Raw genomic sequence first — 20528 nt, forward strand, 5'->3', positions numbered from 1 at the left:
TTCCCGGTACATTAGCTACAAAAACCAATGCAAGCATCAAAAAGTACTTCTTATTTCAATAAGAAGTACTTTAATTAGATATTAAACCAATGATATCAGGATCCTAAATTATAAACCAGCAATTTCCTCTTTGATCTTTGTTGTAGAGATGCCTTCAGTTCTAGGGAGATAAACAACCTCACACTGATCTTTAAGGAAGTCGAATTTACCTTCCCAGTCATCCCCCATAACAAAAACATCAATATTATGATCAATAATATCTTGCTTTTTTTGTTCCCAGTTCTTCTCAGGAATTACTTCATCCACATATCGAATCGTTTCTAAAATTAATTTACGGTGTTCATAGCTGTGATAAGCCTTTTTTTGCTTTTGTAAATTAAACTCATCCGTTGAAATAGCAACAACTAAATAATCGCCAAGCTGTTTTGCACGCTCAAGCAATTTAATGTGACCCCAATGCAATAAATCAAAAGTTCCATATGTGATGACTTTCTTCATTTAAAGTAACGCTCCTTCCCATTGTTAAACACTATTAAAAACACTACTGTCGTTAGCGATTGATTCTCAAAAAACCTGTAATTGTATTCCTTATATCGACATATTTCTCGTATGTCTTCACTGGTCATTAATTATAGCATACCGCCTAAAAAAGGTTAAGTACTCATACGGAGAAAAACATTCCAAAATATGTAATGACATTCAAACTCCATGAACATCAAGGATTGTCGTTCATGGAGTTCATTCAATTGTAAAATTGGAAACATATTTAAATTTAATGTAAAGATAATGTTAAGCCTTTGTTGATAATTTATGTTAAAATATAAGCTAGGCTGACTTTGTTTTTTAAACCTTTTAACTATATAAATAGAATCCTGTAAGGAAGGAGGAGCCAGACATGCAAACAGAGACAATTCATCATATTCCTTATGTTAACAGCAACTTAACATCATTCATCAATTATCTAGAAAAACATTATATTGATCAGAAGATTGGCGCTGTCATTTCTACTGTTAATCCTGAAATTGCATTTGCAGCCATTAGAGATCGGGACTACTTTGATATACTATCTTCTTCAAACTTCATTTTGCCTGATGGCATCGGTGTAGTCATGATGTCACGTTTGACTAACAACAGACTTCAGTCCCGAATTGCAGGTTACGATGTTTTTAAAGAACTTCTCGGTATAGCTGACAAAAAGAAAAAACGTATATTTCTGTATGGGGCGAAGAAAGATGTTATAAAAGGAGTTGTATCCAAAATTTCTTCTGAATACCCAAACATTCAAATCGCAGGTTATTCAGACGGTTATGTGCAAGATCGCACAATAGTCGCAAAACAAATTGCAAAAGCAAATCCAGATATGGTATTCGTAGCTTTAGGGTATCCTTATCAAGAAAAATTCATTCATAACTACAGACACTTGTTTCCTAAAGCTGTATCTATAGGTCTTGGAGGAAGCTTCGATGTATTTAGCGGCAATGTCAAACGGGCCCCTTCCTGGTTGATACGTTTAAATTTAGAATGGTTTTATCGTTTAATCTTGAATCCATGGCGATGGAAAAGAATGCTCAGCATCCCAAAATATGCTTTAGCAGTTTTAAAAGAAGAAAAAAACAAAAAAACTTTTTATCCAAAGCCTGAAAAAGATCACACAAAACAGATATAAAACGAAATTTTTTATATAAGTGGATTGATAAAAATGAAAATAAGATCACTATTGGCGAATTGCTATTTGTATTTTTTATCGGCAATCGCCTTTTTTCTGCAATGGGTGAAACCTAAAAACAATGTAACCCTCCTTATCTCATTTGAAGCAAACGCAAAAGCGATTATGGAGGAATATGAACAAGGCCATTACTCATATAACCTTAACATCCTGTATACTCAGCAGGCATCTTCTATTGCCGAGAGATTCCCTAATGTAGATGCTTATCTATTACAAGAAAAAAATCCTATCCATCTCATTAAAGCTGTGTACCTAATGTTTAACAGCAAAGTGGTCATAACAGATAATTACTTTCTATTAACAAGTGTGTTAAACAATCGGAAGCAAACCAAATGCATCCAAGTATGGCATGCGAATGGATCACTAAAAAAATTTGGTTTAGAAGACATTACAAACATGCAACGGACAAAAACTGATATTAAAAGGTTCAAAAAAGTATACAGCTCGTATGATTATTTAACTGTTGGCTCAGAAGAAATGGCACATATTTTTAAGAAATCATTCGGAATAAAGAATGATCAATTATTAAAAATAGGTGTGCCTTTAACAGACCCTTATTATCAGGAAAACAAAAAGAAAATTTCGGGAACTCTAAAATTACAAAGTAAAAAAATAATCCTCTATGCACCGACGTTTAGAGATTATGATATGCACTCAATTCAATTGCCTTTTACGGAAAAACAATTAATTCATCAGTTAAAAGAAGAATATGTTTTATTGGTTAAACTGCATCCCGCAATTCAGAACAATATAGCAATTAAATATTCTAGTGATTATATTAAAGATGTTTCTCATTATGCCTTATATGATCTACTTATGGCTGCAGACATATTAGTCACTGACTATTCTTCTGTTCCCTTTGAATTTTCGATTTTAAATAAACCCATTCTTTTCTATACTTATGATTTACCCATTTATCAAGAGAAACGGGGGTTGATCGATAATTACCTTTCTGTAATACCCGGAAGAGCTTGTTATGACAGTAAATCATTAATAAATGAAATGAAAACGTCACTTAACAATACCAAAATAAAAGATTTCTCCAATAAGTGGAATGAATATTCTAAAGGGAATTCAAGCAGTAATTTATTACAATTTATCGAAAAATTAATAAACTAGTGTTGAACACTCGCTCAAAACAGAACGGGTGTTCTTTTTTCTCTTGACTATCGAACATATGTTTGGTTAAATGTTATTAGTTGCTTATGGCAGCAAACAAAAATAAAGGTGGTAAATATATGAGCAAACAATCACTCTTTGATTTCACCCACATCACTCCAAAATTATTTACTGAACTTCGTGTAGCGGACAAAACCGTACTTCAGTCATTCAATTTCGATGAGAAAAACCATCAAATTTACACAACCCAAGTGGCAACTGGAATGGGAAAAGACAATACTCAAAGCTATCGCATTACCCGTCTATCTTTTGAAGGGTTACAATTAGACAGCATGTTGCTGAAACATGGAGGCCATGGAACAAATATCGGCATTGAAAACCGTAATGGCACCATTTATATTTGGTCACTATACGATAGACCAAATGAAACAGATAAAAGTGATTTAGTTTGCTTCCCATATAAAGCAGGTGCGACTTTAGATGAAAATTCTAAAGAACTTCAACGATTCTCGAATCTCCCTTTAAATTATAGGGTTACACCTGCTCTTGATATGAAGAATAGACAATTAGCACTTAGACAATACGATACAGATAATAATAAACAGTGGGTAACAATTTTTGATTTGGACGATGCAATAGCAAATAAAAACAATCCTCTTTATACTATTAATATTCCTGACGAACTGCACTATTTACAAGGGTTCTTTTTAGATGACGGTTATTTATATTGGTATACAGGAGATACAAACAGCAACAGCTATCCGAATCTCATTACTGTATTCGATTCAGCTAATAAAATAGTGCTGCAAAAAGAAATTACTGTGGGCAAAGACTTGTCTACTAGATATGAGAATAACTTCCGTGAACCAGAAGGGATCTGTATGTACACTAATCCCGAAACAGGGGCAAAATCATTAATGGTGGGAATTACAAGCGGAAAAGAAGGAAATCGGATAAGCAGAATTTATGCATACCATTCCTATGAAAACTTTATGAATCATGTACCAATGCTTCGATCCCCTTTATTAAAAACAGTGGGACACCAAGATACATCTCCAGAAAGATTTCAACCATTTATTCAAACCTTCATTTTAGAGTATCATGCTCAAAGCAAAAAATGGATGGTTCCGACTTCAGGTTATTTACCATCTTACACATCAAATTTAGTCCGAAATATTACTATCAATTCAGATGGAAACTTGCAAGTTACGTTAAATGAGCGCTATATTAGTTTACTGCATCAATCGATAGAAGGAGATTTCCGATTAAAACAAAAGGATATACGTATGGGATCCTGGTATTTTGCCGGCGGAGAAAAATCAAATGTACTTGAGATAGGTTTTATTAAAGCAAGTACAAAAATCAGACCTGATGATGCATCCATCTTAAATGCTTCAAGAATGAGTATTTTTATGATTGTTGCGGACAAGATTGAGGTGTGATAAACAAATAGGCTGTAGCTATTAAACAGCTACAGCCTATTGATATGAATATAGAAACTTTCTAAGTTTTTATTGATATTCCGGAACATCAAAGTATAGGGTATAACCGTCCAGCAATGAATACAGGCTGTACATGCGGTTTACTTGTTTGTACGCCCACCCGATATCTGTTGCGTATTGGTGTGTCGCTGTGGCTGACCATCTCATTTTGTACAGTGTGTCCTGATTGTAAGCCGTGTTGTGGATATACGATGAGCCTATGAATTTGGCACCGCCGATAATAGCAGCCTCTGGTGTGAACCAGCCCTGCTCATAGGCATATTTCGCGCCGTATTCATTCGGGTTGCTGTCGTAAGCGCCAATTCCGTACATGTTATATACTTTTTTTCCGTTATAGGTTAAACCATTGGCTAAATCGGATGTTCCGTTGCCTGTTTCAAGAAGAGCGTGTGAGATTAAATACAGCTCGTTGATGCCGTATTGTTTGGCGGCATCGATAAATGCTTTTGCTTTCCCTGTCAGAATGCCTTTACCCGCAAGCACTTTCTGATTGACTTCAGTCATGCTGAGGCCGGCTGTCTGTGACAGCTTGAGAAATTGGAAGTAGTATTTGCTGTCTCTGGAAAAATTATTCGGATTTACATATTGAACCACTTCGTCACTGCTTGCGTTTCGCCAGCCCAAATTGATTTTGGCCCAGCCGTTGATCTGGCCGATGATTTTCACCTTATCGCCGTTTTTAAATTGGCCGATCACGTTCGTCGGGATGACTGCCGGTGTTGACCGGATATTCAGTACATCAGCCGTAACGGTTGAAGTTGCTGTATTAATGTAATTGAGTGATACGTAAGCGGCACCGTCTGTTTGCGGGCTAACTGTCATTTGTTTTTGGACCATATCACGCAGCGAGAGATTGTAATTTGTTTTCATGATTTGCGGGCCATTTTTGATTTTCACGATAGATGATGTCCATCCGTATAATTGTTTTAGCTTTGTTGATACCGCAGCAGCCGCATTATTGCCTGTGAACTGATCATTTATGCTGATTTTATAAAGCGTATTGCTTTTCGTTGTATAACTTGGGATTAAACTTTGCGTTTTAAGATAGGTTAACCCATTGTTCAATGCTGTTTTGCTGCTGAGCTGGGCTGTTACGATTTTGAATTGTGTGTATGCCGTCTCGCCTGTTTTTGCTGTGGTGCCGGCGGCATTGTTTTGTTTAAAAAACGCTAGAACGCGGTCAATATCTTCTTGGCTAATGATTGCTCCAGTTATGATTTGATAGCTGCTCGCTGTGGTCTGGCCGGTTTTCTGGCTTGTTGCTGATATGTGATTTGATTGAAAGAATGTAAGTGCTTGATTGACTTTCGCTGTATCAAGCAGAGATTCAGTTGTTATTTTAAACGTGTTAGGCATTTGTTTATTTACTGTTTTCGCAGCTGCACTCAGCTGATTTTTCTTTAACATGTTCAATCCCTTTGTCACTTTTGCTTGATCTGATGTTTCTTCCGAGATGAGCTGATATTGGTTTTCTGCTGTTGTTCCAGTTGCTCTCTTCGTTGCCTTTACTTTTTTCTGAGAAAAGAAGGCTGCGGCTTTGTTTGATTGCCGCTCCCCTAAAATCTGTGCTGTCGTTATTTGATAGGCTGTAGACGTGGTCGTTTTTTTGACGCTGGATGACGTGTAATGCCATTTTTTCTTTTTAAAGAAAGTGTCTATCTTTTGCAGCTTCTGTTTCGTTAACCCCTTCATACTCACTGTATAGGATGAGCTTTTGCCAATCTGTTGATAACTGCCTGAAACGCCGGTGTTTTTCTTGATTTGGCTGATGGCGTCCTTCACTGTGTTCAGTCCTTTGAAATAGGCTGATTGAACATTGTATGACTCAGCAGTTGTTTTTTGTTTGATTGACCTGTAGCTTCCTGTGATACCGGTGCTCTGTTTCAGCTGATTTAATAGATTTTTGGCATTCGCTTCACGTGAAATCGCATCTGTAGTGAACGTATAATAGGCTTGTCCTTTCACCGTCTCCTTTAATGATGCCTGCAGCCCTGATTCCTTTTGAAATGCGCTTTTGAGCTGCTCTGCTTTGCTGTTTCCCACAATTGTGCCTGACTGAATCGTTGTGACGGACACCGTGTGGGTGATGGGCTGATACGAGCTTTTAATCCCCGTTTGCTTAGCTAGACTCTGAATAAGCGCCTTGGCTTTTGTCTCATCAGCGATCTCTGATGTCATGACGTTTATATAGGATTGAGCTGCTCCGGAAGCTTTTACAGCGCCAGCCACTCCCGTCTCCTGTTTAAGCTTAGTCAGCAAGTTGTTTGCCTGTTTTTCTCCGGAAATGGCACCTGACGTGATGGTGACATAGGGCTGTTTGCTTCCGACAGGGCTTGTCGTGCCTGTAATCGCTGTCTGTTTGGTGAGTCCGCTCAGTATTGCTTTTGCTTCTGATTCGCTGTGTATACCTGCAGCGGAAATTTGGTAGGTCGTTGTTGTACCTGAAGCCTGATAGGAAGCATCCCAGCCAGTGTCCTTTTCCAGTTTGGCGACAGCCTGCGAGGCTTGGCTTTCTGTACTGAACGTTTTTGACGGCTCTACCTCATATATCGAGTAATCCGTATACGCTGCAGCCTGGGCAGAACCGGATATGGCAAAAAAAAGGCAAGGGACGCGGCGGACAGAAGCATAGGTGCGATTAATCTCTTTTTCATTCCTTCTCCTCTTTCTTATTCAATGAGTATATAAAACTAATTTATTTATCGGCACGCATATGCTTCATTTATAGGTGAATCACTTCCATTTTTTAATAAAAAAAACTTAATCTCGAAGTGAGATTAAGTTAAATGTGAGACACGATAAGTGTACAGGTTCCTTTAATTATAAAATCGGGCATTTGAGACGGCAATATAAAGTGATCGCCTTTTTTGAGCGGACATGTTTCCTCTTCATACATCAGCAAACCGCTTCCTTCTATCACGCTGCAAAGCAGAAAGGATTCATCCTGAGAAAGTTCAGCCTCGCCATTTATGTCCCATTTATATACCGAAAAATATTCACCTTGGACAAACGTTTTAATGGTTATTCCTTTTCTTGATTCTGTGGATTCATCTATATACCCGTCCACATGGGGTACCGTGGCCGCATTGACCGCTTTGGCAAAATGAAGCTCTCTCGGACTCCCATTTTTATCAAGCCGGTCATAATCGTACACCCGGTATGTGGCATCTGAATTTTGCTGGGTCTCTAATACAAGTGCCCCCTTGCACAATGCATGCAGCGTTCCGCTAGGCACATAATAGAAATCACCCGGTTTAATTTTGATTCTTCGCAGCAGGCCTTCCCAGTCACCGCTGTTGATCATTGTGACAAGTTCGGTTTTTGAGCGGGCCGTATGCCCGTAAATAATCTCCGCGTTTTCTTTACAGTCGATAATGTACCAGCATTCCGTCTTGCCGAGTTCTCCCTCTTCGTTTTCTCCGGCATAGTAATCATCAGGGTGAACTTTAATTGACATATCTTCCTTCACGTCCAGCAGCTTTGTCAGAAGCGGAAATCGCTCCCCCTCCACGCAGCCGAATACTTCCGGATGCTCATCCCAAAGCTCAGTCAGTGTCTTTCCCTTATACGGGCCATTGGCAATTATGCTCGGTCCTTTTGGATGAGCGGAAATGGCCCAGCATTCCCCCGTTGTTTCTGAAGGAATACCGTATCCAAATCTATCTCGTAAAGCGGTGCCGCCCCAGATTTTTTCTTTAAACACAGGCGTTAGAAAAATCGGTGATTGCGTCATGATCCGTACCCCTCCCCTGTAAATAGCTGATCATTATTTTCCCGGTGCGCTCCTCTTACAAACGCCGGATAAGCTGTCTTTTTTCTATGACAACATATGTACAAAGCATTATGTATCAATGACCCCTTTTTGAGAAAACGCTTCCTTTATATTATATCACTTTCAAAAGAAGGTTTGTTTCAGCCTTTTCCTTGTAAAGAATAATTCTCCTTTTTTGATACAAATTAAGAAAAACCGTCAATCTGTTTTATAAAGGGGAGAGAAACTTTGCAAATCGACTCTGATCTCCAGCGCAATGTAGAAACGTTGAAAAAAAAATTGGGGCAAAACGACGATATCATTTTTTATACGTTTTCTTTCGGAGACAGCAGACAGAAGGCGTGCCTGCTGTATATTGACGGTTTGACAGAAAATAAGCTTCTGGCACAACACGTCATGTCTCCTTTACAAAAAGAAGCGTTAGCTCAAAAAGAAGGCTTGATTGAAGATTTATCCGCTTTCTTTTTCGGCTATCGCCACAGCGTGATTTCTACAATAAAAGAAATACAGCAGCTTATTTTTTCCGGACATACCATTTTGCTGGCTGATGGTTACAGCGCGGGCCTGGCATTTGATACGAAAACATTAATGACGCGCGGCCTTGAAGAACCTTCCTCTGAAATCGTAGAACGCGGTCCGAAGATTGGCTTTATTGAAACACTGCGGACAAACACGGCGCTTTTACGAGAGCGGTCGAGTGACCCTAATCTGGTCATAAAAGAAATGACGATAGGCAAAAGGACGAAGAAAAAGATAGCTGTCGCATATATTCAGGATATTGCCCCTGATTATGTTGTAAAGGAAGTGTTTAAACGGCTGAAATCCATTACGACAGATGATTTGCCGGAATCAGGCATACTTGAGCAGCTCATTGAGGATGAGCATTTTACAATCTTTCCGACAATCTTAAGCACAGAACGTCCAGATCGTGTAGAAAGCTCTTTGTTAGAAGGGCGGGTTTCCATTTTAGTTGATGGCACCCCATTTGCACTCATTGTACCGGCTACGCTTGATGAATTTATCCATTCACCAGATGATTACAGCCAGCGCTGGATTATCATGTCTCTTATTCGGTTGCTTCGTTATTCGAGCATCCTGATTACCATTTATTTGCCCGGCTTATATATTTCTCTCGTTTCCTTTCATACGGGCCTTTTGCCAACGAGAATGGCCATTTCGATTGCAGGCAGCAGGCTGAATGTGCCTTTCCCGCCTTTTGTCGAGGCATTTATTATGATATTTACGATAGAACTAATCAGGGAAGCCGGTTTACGGCTGCCAAAGCCGATTGGACAGACGATCGGGCTCATTGGAGGCGTTGTCATTGGACAGGCTGCCGTACAGGCGCAAATCGTCAGTGCGCTGATGGTCATTGTCGTATCCGTCACCGCATTGGCATCCTTTACCGTTCCTTCATACGCCTTTAACTTCCCGCTGCGGATTATTCGCATTGCGGGTATGATCAGTGCTGCAATGCTTGGCATGTATGGCGTCATTATGGTCTTTCTGTTTGTAATCGGCCACTTGATGCGACTGAAAAGCTTTGGCCAGGATTATATTATTCCGATAATGGCACAGCCCGGACAAGATTTAAAGGACACTGTGATTCGCGTTCCCACCCTATTTTTAAAAAGAAGACCTACCCGCAAAGGCACAAAAGATAAAATCAGGCAAAGGTGATGGCTATGAGGCAAATAGAGGACAAGCTTACATTTATGCAGACGCTTATCATGGTAAGCAGTACAATGATCGGTGCCGGTGTCTTAACTCTTCCCCGCTCAGCCGCTGAAACCGATAGTCCCATTGGATGGATCATGATCTTGCTGCAGGGCGTTATATTTATTATTATTGTACTGCTTTTTTTGCCTTTTCTTCAACGAAACAGCGGGAAAACAATTTTTGAGCTCAACAGCATTGCAGCCGGAAAATTGATTGGTTCCTTATTGAATATATTTCTTACCCTTTATTTTATCGGTATCGTATGTTATCAGGCGCGGGTTTTGGGCGAGGTTGTCGGATTCTTTCTTTTAAAAAACACTCCAATGGCGGTTGTCGTGTTTATTTTTCTGGCTGTTGCCATTTATCATGTAGCCGGGGGCGTCTATCCCATTGCGAAGGTATATGCGTATATCTTTCCTATTACTATTATTATTTTCCTTATGCTTCTGATGTTTAGCTTTCGGCTATTTCAACTGGATTTTATCCGGCCTGTATTTGAAGGCGGTTATCGAAGTTTTTTCTCTTTATTTCCTAAAACTCTTTTATATTTTTCAGGATTTGAAGTCATTTTTTATCTCATTCCCTTTATGAAAGATCCCAAGCAGGTAAAAAAAGCTGTCGCTTTAGGCATTGCAACCTCGACTGTTTTTTATAGCATTACATTGTTTATGGTCATTGGCTGTATGAGTGTAGCTGAGGCAAAAACAGTAACATGGCCTACCATATCTCTCATTCACGCATTAGAAATCCCGGGGATCTTTATTGAACGGTTTGACCTGTTTTTACAGATAACTTGGACAGCTCAGCAATTTGCATGTATGCTCGGCTCCTTTAAAGGGGCGCATATCGGATTAACTGATATCTTTCACCTGAAAAATAAAAACAATCCGTGGCTTCTTGCTGCATTACTGGCTGTTACATTTTTTCTATCAATGTTTCCTGAAGATCTTAATGCCGTATTTTATTACGGTTCACTTCTCGGATATGTATTTTTAGGTGTCGTTGCAATACCATTTCTTATCTGGTTTTTAAGCTGGTTACAGAAAAAACTGGGGAGGGATCAGCTGCAATGAAAACAATGATGAAGCTATCAGCAATGGTTCTGATGTTGCAGATGCTCTGCGGGTGCTGGGATGTCAAAAATATTGAAAAGCTGTCTTTTGCCAGAGGACTTGCCATCGATGAGACCGATGACCATCAGTATAAATTAACGTATCAAAACCTTCTTCCCCAAAGTGAAGACAGCCAAGCATCCGGAAAACCCGAATTTGTCAATGTGACATCCTATGGGAAAACCGTCCTTGAAGCGGTCAGTGATGTATCCATTAAAGATCCTCCTATCTATAGCGACCATTTAAAAGTCATTCTCCTGGGAGAAAAACTAATGAGGAATCAAAACATAGATCAAGTCTTCAACCATTTTATCCGGGATGATGAGCTGCGGCGCAGCAGCTATTTGATGGCAGCCAGAGGGAAAGCTGGAGATATTTTCACAAAGGGAAGCCCGAAGCAGCAGTTGCCGATGCCTTCCGAAAAGCTGATTGATCTAACCCATAACAGCGGTTATAACGGAAAGATTATGATGCCGCTTCGCATCGGCAGGGCCTCTATCTATTGCCAAAATGGCTACAGTTTTCTTATTCAAGCCGTTAATAACCAAAAGGGAAAAGCAAAGTATGACGGGGCAGGCATTATCAAAAGCGGCAGTAATAAACTCGTTGGATTTCTTTCAGCTGAAGAAATCCAGACACTGACATGGGTCATGGGGACAATCCAAGGAGGCGTCATGCCGACGACAGATAAAGGACATCCGATTACGTTTGAGATTAAAAAGTCGAAATCTAAAATTAAGCCGGCGATTGAAAACGGGAAACCTGTCTTTCAGATTTCTGTCAAAACAAAGGGTATCCTGACAGAAGACCAAAGCCCGAATGAAAACTCGTTTCGCAAAAACTATTTGCACAGGCTTGAGAACATTTTTGAGAAAAAGCTTGAACGTGATGTAAAGAAGGTTATGGATAAACTGCAGCATGAGTATAAAAGCGATCCGATCTTTTTATCGGATTACATCCGGATTCAACACCCTGAATACTGGCATAAAGTAAAAGGACATTGGGATGACATATTTTCTGATGCTGATTTTAAATACGATATTTCTTTCAAAATCGTTAACTTCGGCACTGCAGGGCAGTGAGCAACCAATAGGGTCCGCATGATCGCGCACCCTTTTTTATGTTCCGACAGTCTGCTGTTTTCCGGCAGATCCTCCCTGTCCGTTTTTGTCCCTTAAATCTTGCTCAATTTCTTCAAGGCTTTTACCCTTCGTCTCTGTCACTTTAAAACGGACAAATAAGAACGCCATGATACCGATTGCGGCATAAATCAGGAATAAATAACTGATGCCGATCGCTTCCATTAATATTGGATAGGTAAGTGAAACAATCAGTGTCCCACCGTGCAGCATCAATGTTGATACACCAGTACCGATTCCTCTGACATGGAGCGGAAACAATTCAGGAAGCATCACCCAGACAACCGGGCCCCAACTGACCGCAAAGACAACGATAAATACACCTAAGCAAATGACAGTCGTCCATGAGGCAGCCGTGGTGTTATCGAAAAAGAGATTCACCAGCGCGAGAACGATTAAGCTGATTACCATCCCGGCATTCCCAAATAACAATAGCGGCTTTCTTCCGATCTTGTCGATGATTTTAATTGCTACTAATGTCATGATAACATTGACTGTGCCGATTCCGACCGTTCCTAAAATCGATGCAGAGTTTCCGAATCCAACGTTTGTAAAGGTCTTTGGCGCATAATAGATGATCGTATTAGTTCCGATAAATTGCTGCAGAAACGCCAGTCCCAGGCCGGCAATCAGTGCGGGACGCACCCATGGATCGAACAGCTCCTTCAGGCCGCCTTCATTCTGCTTTTCTGCTTCCTGAATATCATGTATTTCCTGATCAATATCTTTTGTGCCACGCAATTTTTCGAGAACCTTTTTCGCTTTATTCTCTTCGCCATTCGTAAACAGCCAGCGCGGGCTCTCCGGCATGAACAAAATGCCAATGAGCAAAAGCAGCGACGGCACAGCAGCCAATCCCAGCATCCAGCGCCACGCTTCGGCATCGGCAAATATGTAATTGACGATATAAGATAGTAGGATGCCGACTGTGATCATCAGCTGATTCAGAGATGACAGCGCCCCGCGCTTATGTTTTGGAGCAAGTTCAGATAAATAGAGCGGCACGATTGTTGTCGATGTTCCGACTGCAAGTCCCAAAATGATGCGAAACAGCACCATGACTCCCGTATTCGGGGCAAGGGCCACACCCAGACCTCCTATACAAAACAGCAGCGCGGCTGCCATAATCGCTTTTCTCCTTCCGAAACGGTCAGTTAGCTTGCCGGCCGCTCCTGAGCCTAATATCGCCCCAACCAATAAGGAGCTGACAACAAGTCCTTCCGTAAAGGCATTCAAGCCTAAGTCCTTTTTCATAAATAAAATAGCTCCGGAAATCACTCCGGTATCATAACCGTATAACGCGCCCCCAAGAGCGCCGAAAAAATATAGCCATATATTGGACTGCTTTTTCATAAAAATGACTCCCTTTCTCCATCAGTTGCAATCATTCCACCTGTGGAGTTTTTTAGAAATCTTTTAGCCTTTTTTTCTGGCCATTAAACCTTTTTATTCTGGCTAAATGAGTTTCCAATCATTTACTTGTGTTTTTTCAACACCGTCGAAACATTTTATCTGCTGCGACGTCCAATATAAGGTGGTTCAGCACAATAACATTATCTATCTTCAACAATAGAGACTTATGAACTTATAAATATAGGAATATTTATCGAAAAATGTTATCCAGGAGTTGCCCCATGGCAAAATAAATGGTACTCTTCAAATATTACAGAATCGAGAGGTATTGATATGGAAGAACGAACACATCGGAGAAAGAAAAAGAGAAGACTTAGAAAATGGGTGAAAATCGTTGCCGGTTTGATGGCTTTTCTAATCATTGCGGCAGGATCTGTCGGCACCTATGCTTATGTGAAACTAAACAATGCTTCTAAGGAGGCTCACGTTAACCTTGCACGCGGAGAACAATCAGTAAAACGGATTAAAGAATTTGATCCAGGAAAAGATTCTTTCTCTGTGTTGCTCTTAGGAATTGATGCCAGAGAGGAAAAAGGCGAGACTGTCGATCAGGCTAGAAGTGACGCGAATGTGCTGGTTACATTTAACCGGAAAGAAAAAACAGCTAAAATGCTGAGCATTCCGCGTGATGCCTATGTAAACATACCAGGCCATGGCTATGATAAATTTACACATGCTCATGCCTATGGCGGCGTTGACCTTACTGTGAAAACAGTTGAGGAAATGCTGGATATTCCCGTCGATTATGTCGTCGAAAGCAATTTCACAGCTTTTGAAGACGTTGTAAATCAGCTGAATGGCGTCAAAGTAACAGTAAAGAGCGATAAAGTCATTCAGCAAATCAAAAAAGATACAAAAGGTAAAGTGGTTCTTCAAAAGGGAACACAAACGCTTGATGGAGAAGAAGCACTCGCTTACGTAAGAACACGCAAAGCGGACAGTGACCTTTTGCGGGGACAAAGACAAATGGAAGTGCTGAGCGCCATTTTGGACAAATCAAAATCACTAAGCTCAATCCCGGCTTATGATGATATTGTGGATACGATGGGGAAAAATCTGAAAATGAACTTATCTCTTAAAGATGCCATCGGTTTGTTCCCGTTCCTCACTTCATTGAAATCGGTTGATTCTATTCAGCTGACGGGTTACGATTATGAACCTTCTGGAGTTTATTATTTAAAATTGAACCAACAAAAACTGCAGGAAGTTAAAGAAGAGCTGCAAAACGATTTAGGTGTATAATGAACGGGATGGCGTAATCGCCATCCCGTTTTACATATTTTCTTGTTGAAAATGATCAAAGTAACGTTTAGCCTTGGTTTATATGGATTATGTTTCACAGTAAAGCTGAACATACTACACGAAGCAGCTTCATTTTTAAGGAGGTTCCCCCTACATATGAAATTAATTGCGATTGATTTAGACGGTACATTACTGAATAAAGAGAGCGTCATTTCTGCAGAAAACAGAGCGGCGATCAAGCGGGCCGTTGACGCCGGTATCCTCGTCACCATTTGCACGGGAAGAGCGACTTTTGATGTAAAAGCGTTGCTGGAAGACTTGGATATCCCTATCATTGCGGCAAATGGCGGTACCGTTCATGACAAAGGCTACCGCCTGATCAGCCGGACATTAATGGATCAGGAGGCCGGTAAAGCGATCGCTGATTACCTACTGTCAAAAAACATCTACTTTGAGGTATATACAGATGACCATCTGCTTTCTCCTTTTGACGGCGAAGCTAAGCTGCATGCGGAGCTTGATATTCTAAAGAGCGCAAATCCCAACGAGAAGACGGATGAATTGTGGCAAGGAGCCATGACTCAGTTCAAGCAGTTTGGCATTAAACCGATCCCTCATATCGAATCGGTTTTTGACGGCAGTGAAAACATTTATAAGCTTCTTTGCTTCTCCTTTGATATGGACAAGCTGAAACAAGCGAAAGAAGAGCTGAAACATCATAAAAAACTGGCGCAGACCTCTTCTGGAAAACATATTATCGAAATCCTGCCAGCCTCTTCAGGAAAAGGACGCGCGCTGACAGAGCTGGCTGAAATATACGGAATTGCAACACAGGATATCTATGCGATTGGTGACAGTCCGAACGATTTGTCCATGTTTGAAGTCGCCGGACACCGTATCGCCATGGAAAATGCGATCGATGAATTAAAAGAAAAAAGCACCTTTGTCACAAAAAGCAATGATGAACATGGTGTTGCCTACTTTATAGACCAGCTTCTTTCCGGCCAATATGCATAAAGAAAAGACTCCAGAGATTCTGGAGTCTTTGTCTTTTATTGCACCCGTATACTTCCCGCATATTTATCTTTCCAATACGTGCTCGTGTTCATATTGGTAATGGTCACACCGTTTGATAATGTGACATGAACAACTTGTCCATTTCCGATATAGATAGCCGGATTTAGGCTAGTTGATTGGAAGAACACAATGTCTCCCGGTTTCAGGTCTGCCTTCTCAATCTTAGTTCCTACTTTGAACTGGCTTGTTGCGTAGCGAGGCAGGGAAATACCGGCTGCTTTCTGGTATACATATTGGACAAATCCAGCTGTATCAAATCCTGTCTCTGGAGACACTCCGCCCTGTTTGTAAGGAACTTCTCCGATATAAAGTGTTGCCTCAGACACAATCGGGTTTTCTTTCGGGATTGTCAGGTTGTCAAATCGGCGAATGCCTGTCATCTTCGATTTCCAATAATCCTCTGACAAGTAAGAAATGGTTACTTTTTCTGACCGGCTTGCCTGAATAAACCTTCCACTGCCTGCATAAATCCCTGCATGTGAAATTCCCGATTTATACGTATTGCTGAAATAGACGACATCACCAGGCTTTATGTACTGAGGCTCCACCTTCTCGCCTACTGCCCACTGCTGTTCGGCTGATCGCGGCAGATAAATGCCGAGTGCCTGCTGAAATACATATTGCACGAGTCCTGAGCAATCAAAGCCTTCTGACGGTGTGCTCCCGCCAAACACATATGGAATGCCGATATATTTTTCGGCCTCCTGAACGACAGGAACATCAGCTGTTGCCGGATCAGCTGCAATTCGTCTTGCCCCGATATAAGTGCCGCTCCAATAGCTGCTTTTTGTGTAATTGGTAATGATAATCCCTTTTGATTGCGTACTGTGAATCATTTGGCCGTCTCCGATATAAAGAGCGTCATGTGTCGGTGTTGTCCCGCTGCTTCCTTCTTTCTTGAAAAACAAAATATCGCCCGGCTTCAGGTCTTCCGGCACTATGGCCGTTCCGACTTTATACTGGTCGTTCACAGATCTCGGCAGATGAATATCAGCCTTACTGAAAACATATTGAATCAATCCCGAAGGATCGAATCCCTCATTCGGCGTTTCACCGCCATATTTATACTGATACCCAAGCAGTTTTTTTGCTTCGCTGATCACCAGTTCAGATGACATATCAGCCTCCGCAATCTCCGCTTTTGTAATAGTTGATCCCAAAAAACTAATGATAACCGCCACAAGCAAAAACTTCTTCCAGTTTGCCAGTGTCTTCACTTTTATTATCTCCTCCTCTGTTTGCAGTTTTAACATCGGTATTTTTTTGAATTTATTAAGAGACTTTTTGATATTTTCACAGAATGAATATGCTGGGCAAATAAAAAGAGAATGCCTCATCAGACACTCTCTTTTTTTAATTATTTATTGGCGTTTGCCGGTTCTTCCTGCTGTTGGATCTTGTGGATTTCCGTATCAATCTTCTGCTTTTCCTGATCTGTCAGCTGATCATTAAATTTAAAAGCTGACATAAACATGAACACGATAGCTACGGCAACAAACGGCCAGAAGGCTTTGACAAATTTCATCTTTATCACTCCGATTATTTAGATTTTAGTTTATCGCTATGATCAACATCAAACATCAGTTTTCCGTCTTTCACTTCCCATGCGAAATTAGAATCTTTTGTAAGTTCGCGAATAATCGTTTTTTGTTGCAGGCTTCCTTTTTTCACCGGTGCAGGCGTCGCTTCATGGATATCAATCGGCGTTATTTCAAAGTGGCCTGTTCCGTTTTTCTTCAGGTGATACTGAACCAGTGCACTGTCTCTCGTTCTTGTCCAGCCTTGGTCAAAAACAAAGTTACCGAGGCTGTAGAAAATAACGGTTCCGTTATATACTTCAATCGGTTCTAAGACGTGCGGGTGATGGCCGACAATGATATCAGCTCCCGCATCAGACATAGCTCTCGCAAGCTGGCGCTGACGGTCGTTTGGATTATTGTTATATTCTTGTCCCCAGTGTGACTGCACAACGACGATGTCCGCATGTTCTTTCGCTTCTGAAATCATAGGGATGAAGATTCCAGGATCTGCGGGCAGCACGCCCGGTGTATTCTTTTTAGCCGCGAAACCTTTTCCGGATACATCGGTAAAGCCGAGCGTCGCGATGGTTACCCCATTGACTTCCTGGTACGAAATATTCTTTTTCGCATCGCTCAAGCTGTATCCAGCTCCAACGATATCGAGGTTATGTTTCGAAAACTCTTCAAGTGTATCTTTCATGCCTTGAACGCCGTAATCCATTGCGTGGTTGTTTGCGCTGTTGAGAACCGTGAAGTTCATATCCTTCAAGACTTTCACTGATTCTTTATTCGTCTGCAGATGAATCTCTTTATCTGCTTGTTGATAATTCTTTTGATAGGTTACCGGGTTTTCAAAGTTTCCTGCTACATAATCAGAGGCTTTAAAAATCGGTTCAACATACTGAAAAAGACTGTCTGTCCCTTTATGCTCCATTACTTTTTCAACATAACGCCCCATCATAATATCGCCGACAAATGAGGCTGAGAGAACGTCGTCAGAATATGTTTTGACCTTCGGCGTTTCTGCTTTTCCCGCCCACATAAAAGCGAACATGAGGACAAAAACGATCGGAATGGAAATAAATACGTGCTTATTGGTTTTCTTTTTTTGCTGTTTTGTCAGCTTCAGCAGCTTTTCTTGAAAGCTCAGTTCTTTTTTCATCGTTTGACACACCTTACATTAAATTAAGTAGTAAACAAACATGATAGCAAAGGTCGCTCCGCTCAATAGCAGTGTGCTTCCGAACGTAATGGTTAAACCTTGTTTCTGAATGGTATTGGCAATTAAACCTGGCACGATGATGCCGATTCCTCGAAATTCTGCGATTTCAAATGGTACAATCGGGTATAGAAAATCAAACGCGATTTTCAGGACGATCCCTGTAATCAGCATGGCAGCGAATTTTCTGCGTCCGTACAAAATCATAAATTTGGATAAACCATATTTCACTATGACATAAGTGAGCAAGCTCACTAGCAAAACCAGTAAAATAAAGACCGGCTGATTAAACACTAGTCCTAAATATCCCGGTACAACCAGTCCTGCCGGTACAATCCCTGTTTTTTCTGCAAAAATCAAACTGAGTAGTACCCCTAAAATTAGTGCAATGTATAAATCTGATCCGAACATGTCTGCATTATCCTCCTAGCTTACGAGCTGCTTAACCTTGTATTCGTGGATTTTTTCAATTAAAGGCTCTGCGGCGCCATGAATATTACCGACGCCATATATGACACGGTTGTGCATTCTTTTCTTTAACAATTCCATAATTTCTTCTGTTGACTTGTACTCTAGATCATGCAGTTTGTCTGCAGGAATTTTGCCTTCTTCATAGGCTTTTACGATCGGTTCTGTTGTTTCACCGATTAAGATCAGTTCACTTGCTTCAATATAAGGCAATACGTCATTTGCGAATTGCTGTGTCCGATCCACACGGTCTGCGCGGCAGTTCATGATAATGATCGGATCATCGGTAGGGTAACCGATTTCTTTTACACGTTTCCATATATTCAAAGTAGAAGAAGCGTCGTTTGCAGCAAACCCATTAACAAAGTGCCCAGGCTCGCTCGGACTGATCAGCGGAAGAATTCTCATTGCTCCCGGATCTGGCGGCGCATTCAGCATTCCTTTAAACGCTGTTTCTTCGTCAATGCCGAGTGCTTGAGCCACACCTAGCGCCAGAGAAGCGTTATCAGGGAATACCATATATTCAAATTTACGCAAATATTCATCTGTAATTTTTGAGTTATCAGCAATGATGACTTTTGTGTTTCGTTCTTTTGCTTTTTGTTTAAAGAACTCGGTATATTCACTATCTGTAATGACAAGATGCCCATTATAAGGAATAGTAGCGGTAAACGCTTCTGCAATTTCATCGAGCGTCGGCCCCATGACATCCATATGGTCCTCCAGCACGTTTACGATGACACCGATATTAGCTTGAAGAAGTTCTTCCTGAAAGATAATTTGATAGTCCGGATTAACGGCCATGCATTCACTGACAAGAGCGTTGGCTCCTCTTTCTACCGTTTCTCTCATGACTTCTTTTTGCTCGCCGATATTCGGTCCCTGAGGTTTCCGTTTAATCGGCTTTTCCTCCGGTGTATCCCAATAGATCATTCTTGCGTCCGTTCCTGTCGTTTTTCCAACAGTTTTGTAACCGGCTTCTATTAATATTCCGGTTGTCAGCCTTGTCACAGTCGATTTTCCTCGGATGCCGTTAATATTCACTCGCACAGGGAGGGCATCAATGTTTTTCTGATGTCGGCGTTTTTCTAATATTCCGATGACCAGTATGACAGCACAGGCTATAATGAGTAACCACATTGCTTTTCGACATCTCCTTCTATATTGTTGTAAATTCATTCATCAGTATATAGAATCACTATGAATTCTCAATCGGCATTATGTAACATAATCTTCCCTCATCCACTAAGCCAAACTTCTCTTATGAAAGAGATTTTGTACCTACAAATTGTTTTCTATTTTTGGAAAACCCCAGGACTTACACCTTGTCTATTATTTTAAAAATTGCAAGGTATACGCTTTCATTTTTTCCCTAGCCTACTTTTAGACTTATAGTCACACCTTGCAGATTGCATGTGCTATGAATTTCAAATTAGGTTTTTCTCAGCCCGTCTTATCAATATTTTCCCGCCCTCATGCGGGTTTCCAGTTCTTATAAAC

At 40.8% G+C, this 20528-nt stretch carries 16 protein-coding genes and 1 pseudogene; 8 read left to right on the top strand and 9 right to left on the bottom strand.

Annotated elements, in window-relative coordinates:
* Window positions 1-108 precede the first annotated feature (108 nt).
* The gene (tagD, locus tag MOF34_RS05890) at window positions 109-498 is read right to left on the bottom strand and encodes a glycerol-3-phosphate cytidylyltransferase (RefSeq protein WP_003227921.1); all 390 of its coding nucleotides are present in this window, start codon (window positions 496-498) and stop codon (window positions 109-111) included.
* 397 nt (window positions 499-895) lie between these two features.
* On the opposite strand from tagD, the gene tagA reads away from it, so the two are divergent.
* From tagA to MOF34_RS05905, 3 genes are all read left to right on the top strand, one after another.
* A complete protein-coding gene (gene tagA, locus MOF34_RS05895; RefSeq protein WP_268399102.1) occupies window positions 896-1666 on the top strand; it encodes an N-acetylglucosaminyldiphosphoundecaprenol N-acetyl-beta-D- mannosaminyltransferase in 771 nt (256 codons plus the stop codon).
* 33 nt (window positions 1667-1699) lie between these two features.
* Window positions 1700-2845, top strand: coding sequence for a CDP-glycerol glycerophosphotransferase family protein (locus tag MOF34_RS05900; RefSeq protein ID WP_268399104.1), 1146 nt, complete (start codon window positions 1700-1702; stop codon window positions 2843-2845).
* Window positions 2846-2964: 119 nt separating this feature from the next.
* The gene (locus tag MOF34_RS05905) at window positions 2965-4287 is read left to right on the top strand and encodes a teichoic acid biosynthesis protein (protein ID WP_268399106.1); all 1323 of its coding nucleotides are present in this window, start codon (window positions 2965-2967) and stop codon (window positions 4285-4287) included.
* Between the two features lie 69 nt (window positions 4288-4356).
* Here MOF34_RS05905 and MOF34_RS05910 read toward each other — a convergent pair.
* Window positions 4357-7001, bottom strand: a pseudogene (locus MOF34_RS05910) (N-acetylglucosaminidase).
* A gap of 128 nt (window positions 7002-7129) precedes the next feature.
* Window positions 7130-8080: a mannose-6-phosphate isomerase, class I gene (gene manA / locus MOF34_RS05915; RefSeq protein ID WP_268399107.1), complete on the bottom strand. Its 951-nt coding sequence runs from the start codon at window positions 8078-8080 to the stop codon at window positions 7130-7132.
* A gap of 267 nt (window positions 8081-8347) precedes the next feature.
* On the opposite strand from manA, the gene MOF34_RS05920 reads away from it, so the two are divergent.
* Genes MOF34_RS05920 through MOF34_RS05930 form a run of 3 tightly spaced genes read left to right on the top strand, consistent with a single transcriptional unit; the run spans window position 8348 to window position 12032 of the window.
* The gene (locus tag MOF34_RS05920) at window positions 8348-9799 is read left to right on the top strand and encodes a spore germination protein (RefSeq protein ID WP_268399110.1); all 1452 of its coding nucleotides are present in this window, start codon (window positions 8348-8350) and stop codon (window positions 9797-9799) included.
* Window positions 9800-9804: 5 nt separating this feature from the next.
* Window positions 9805-10911, top strand: coding sequence for a spore germination protein (locus MOF34_RS05925; RefSeq protein WP_268399113.1), 1107 nt, complete (start codon window positions 9805-9807; stop codon window positions 10909-10911).
* Window positions 10908-12032, top strand: a complete 1125-nt coding sequence (locus tag MOF34_RS05930) for a Ger(x)C family spore germination protein (protein ID WP_268399114.1) — start codon at window positions 10908-10910, stop codon at window positions 12030-12032. The genes MOF34_RS05925 and MOF34_RS05930 overlap by 4 nt, the downstream gene beginning before the upstream one ends.
* 36 nt (window positions 12033-12068) lie before the next feature.
* On the opposite strand, the gene MOF34_RS05935 is transcribed toward MOF34_RS05930, so the two are convergent.
* Window positions 12069-13442, bottom strand: a complete 1374-nt coding sequence (locus MOF34_RS05935; RefSeq protein ID WP_268399115.1) for a sugar porter family MFS transporter — start codon at window positions 13440-13442, stop codon at window positions 12069-12071.
* Between the two features lie 333 nt (window positions 13443-13775).
* Between MOF34_RS05935 and MOF34_RS05940 the strand changes: the two genes are divergently transcribed.
* Both MOF34_RS05940 and ywtE read left to right on the top strand, forming a co-directional pair.
* Window positions 13776-14744: an LCP family protein gene (locus MOF34_RS05940; RefSeq protein ID WP_268399116.1), complete on the top strand. Its 969-nt coding sequence runs from the start codon at window positions 13776-13778 to the stop codon at window positions 14742-14744.
* A 156-nt stretch (window positions 14745-14900) separates the two neighbouring features.
* Window positions 14901-15761, top strand: a complete 861-nt coding sequence (gene ywtE / locus MOF34_RS05945; RefSeq protein WP_268399119.1) for a 5-amino-6-(5-phospho-D-ribitylamino)uracil phosphatase YwtE — start codon at window positions 14901-14903, stop codon at window positions 15759-15761.
* Window positions 15762-15796: 35 nt separating this feature from the next.
* On the opposite strand, the gene MOF34_RS05950 is transcribed toward ywtE, so the two are convergent.
* The 5 genes from MOF34_RS05950 to pgsB form a co-directional block, all read right to left on the bottom strand.
* On the bottom strand, window positions 15797-17038 hold the full coding sequence (locus MOF34_RS05950) for a C40 family peptidase (protein WP_268399122.1): 1242 nt from the start codon (window positions 17036-17038) through the stop codon (window positions 15797-15799).
* 140 nt (window positions 17039-17178) lie between these two features.
* Window positions 17179-17346, bottom strand: coding sequence for an extrachromosomal elements maintenance protein EdmS (gene edmS, locus MOF34_RS05955; protein ID WP_268399124.1), 168 nt, complete (start codon window positions 17344-17346; stop codon window positions 17179-17181).
* Between the two features lie 14 nt (window positions 17347-17360).
* The gene (gene pgsA, locus MOF34_RS05960; RefSeq protein WP_268399126.1) at window positions 17361-18503 is read right to left on the bottom strand and encodes a capsular polyglutamate synthetase PgsA; all 1143 of its coding nucleotides are present in this window, start codon (window positions 18501-18503) and stop codon (window positions 17361-17363) included.
* Window positions 18504-18521: 18 nt separating this feature from the next.
* Window positions 18522-18971, bottom strand: a complete 450-nt coding sequence (pgsC, locus tag MOF34_RS05965; RefSeq protein ID WP_003227889.1) for a poly-gamma-glutamate biosynthesis protein PgsC — start codon at window positions 18969-18971, stop codon at window positions 18522-18524.
* Window positions 18972-18986: 15 nt separating this feature from the next.
* Window positions 18987-20168 (bottom strand): poly-gamma-glutamate synthase PgsB, encoded by a 1182-nt coding sequence (pgsB, locus tag MOF34_RS05970; protein WP_019715925.1) that lies wholly within the window; start codon window positions 20166-20168, stop codon window positions 18987-18989.
* Between the last annotated feature and the right edge of the window lie 360 nt (window positions 20169-20528).

The organism is Bacillus sp. T17B1 (assembly GCF_026796395.1).
In the GTDB taxonomy this organism is placed as follows: domain Bacteria; phylum Bacillota; class Bacilli; order Bacillales; family Bacillaceae; genus Bacillus; species Bacillus spizizenii_A.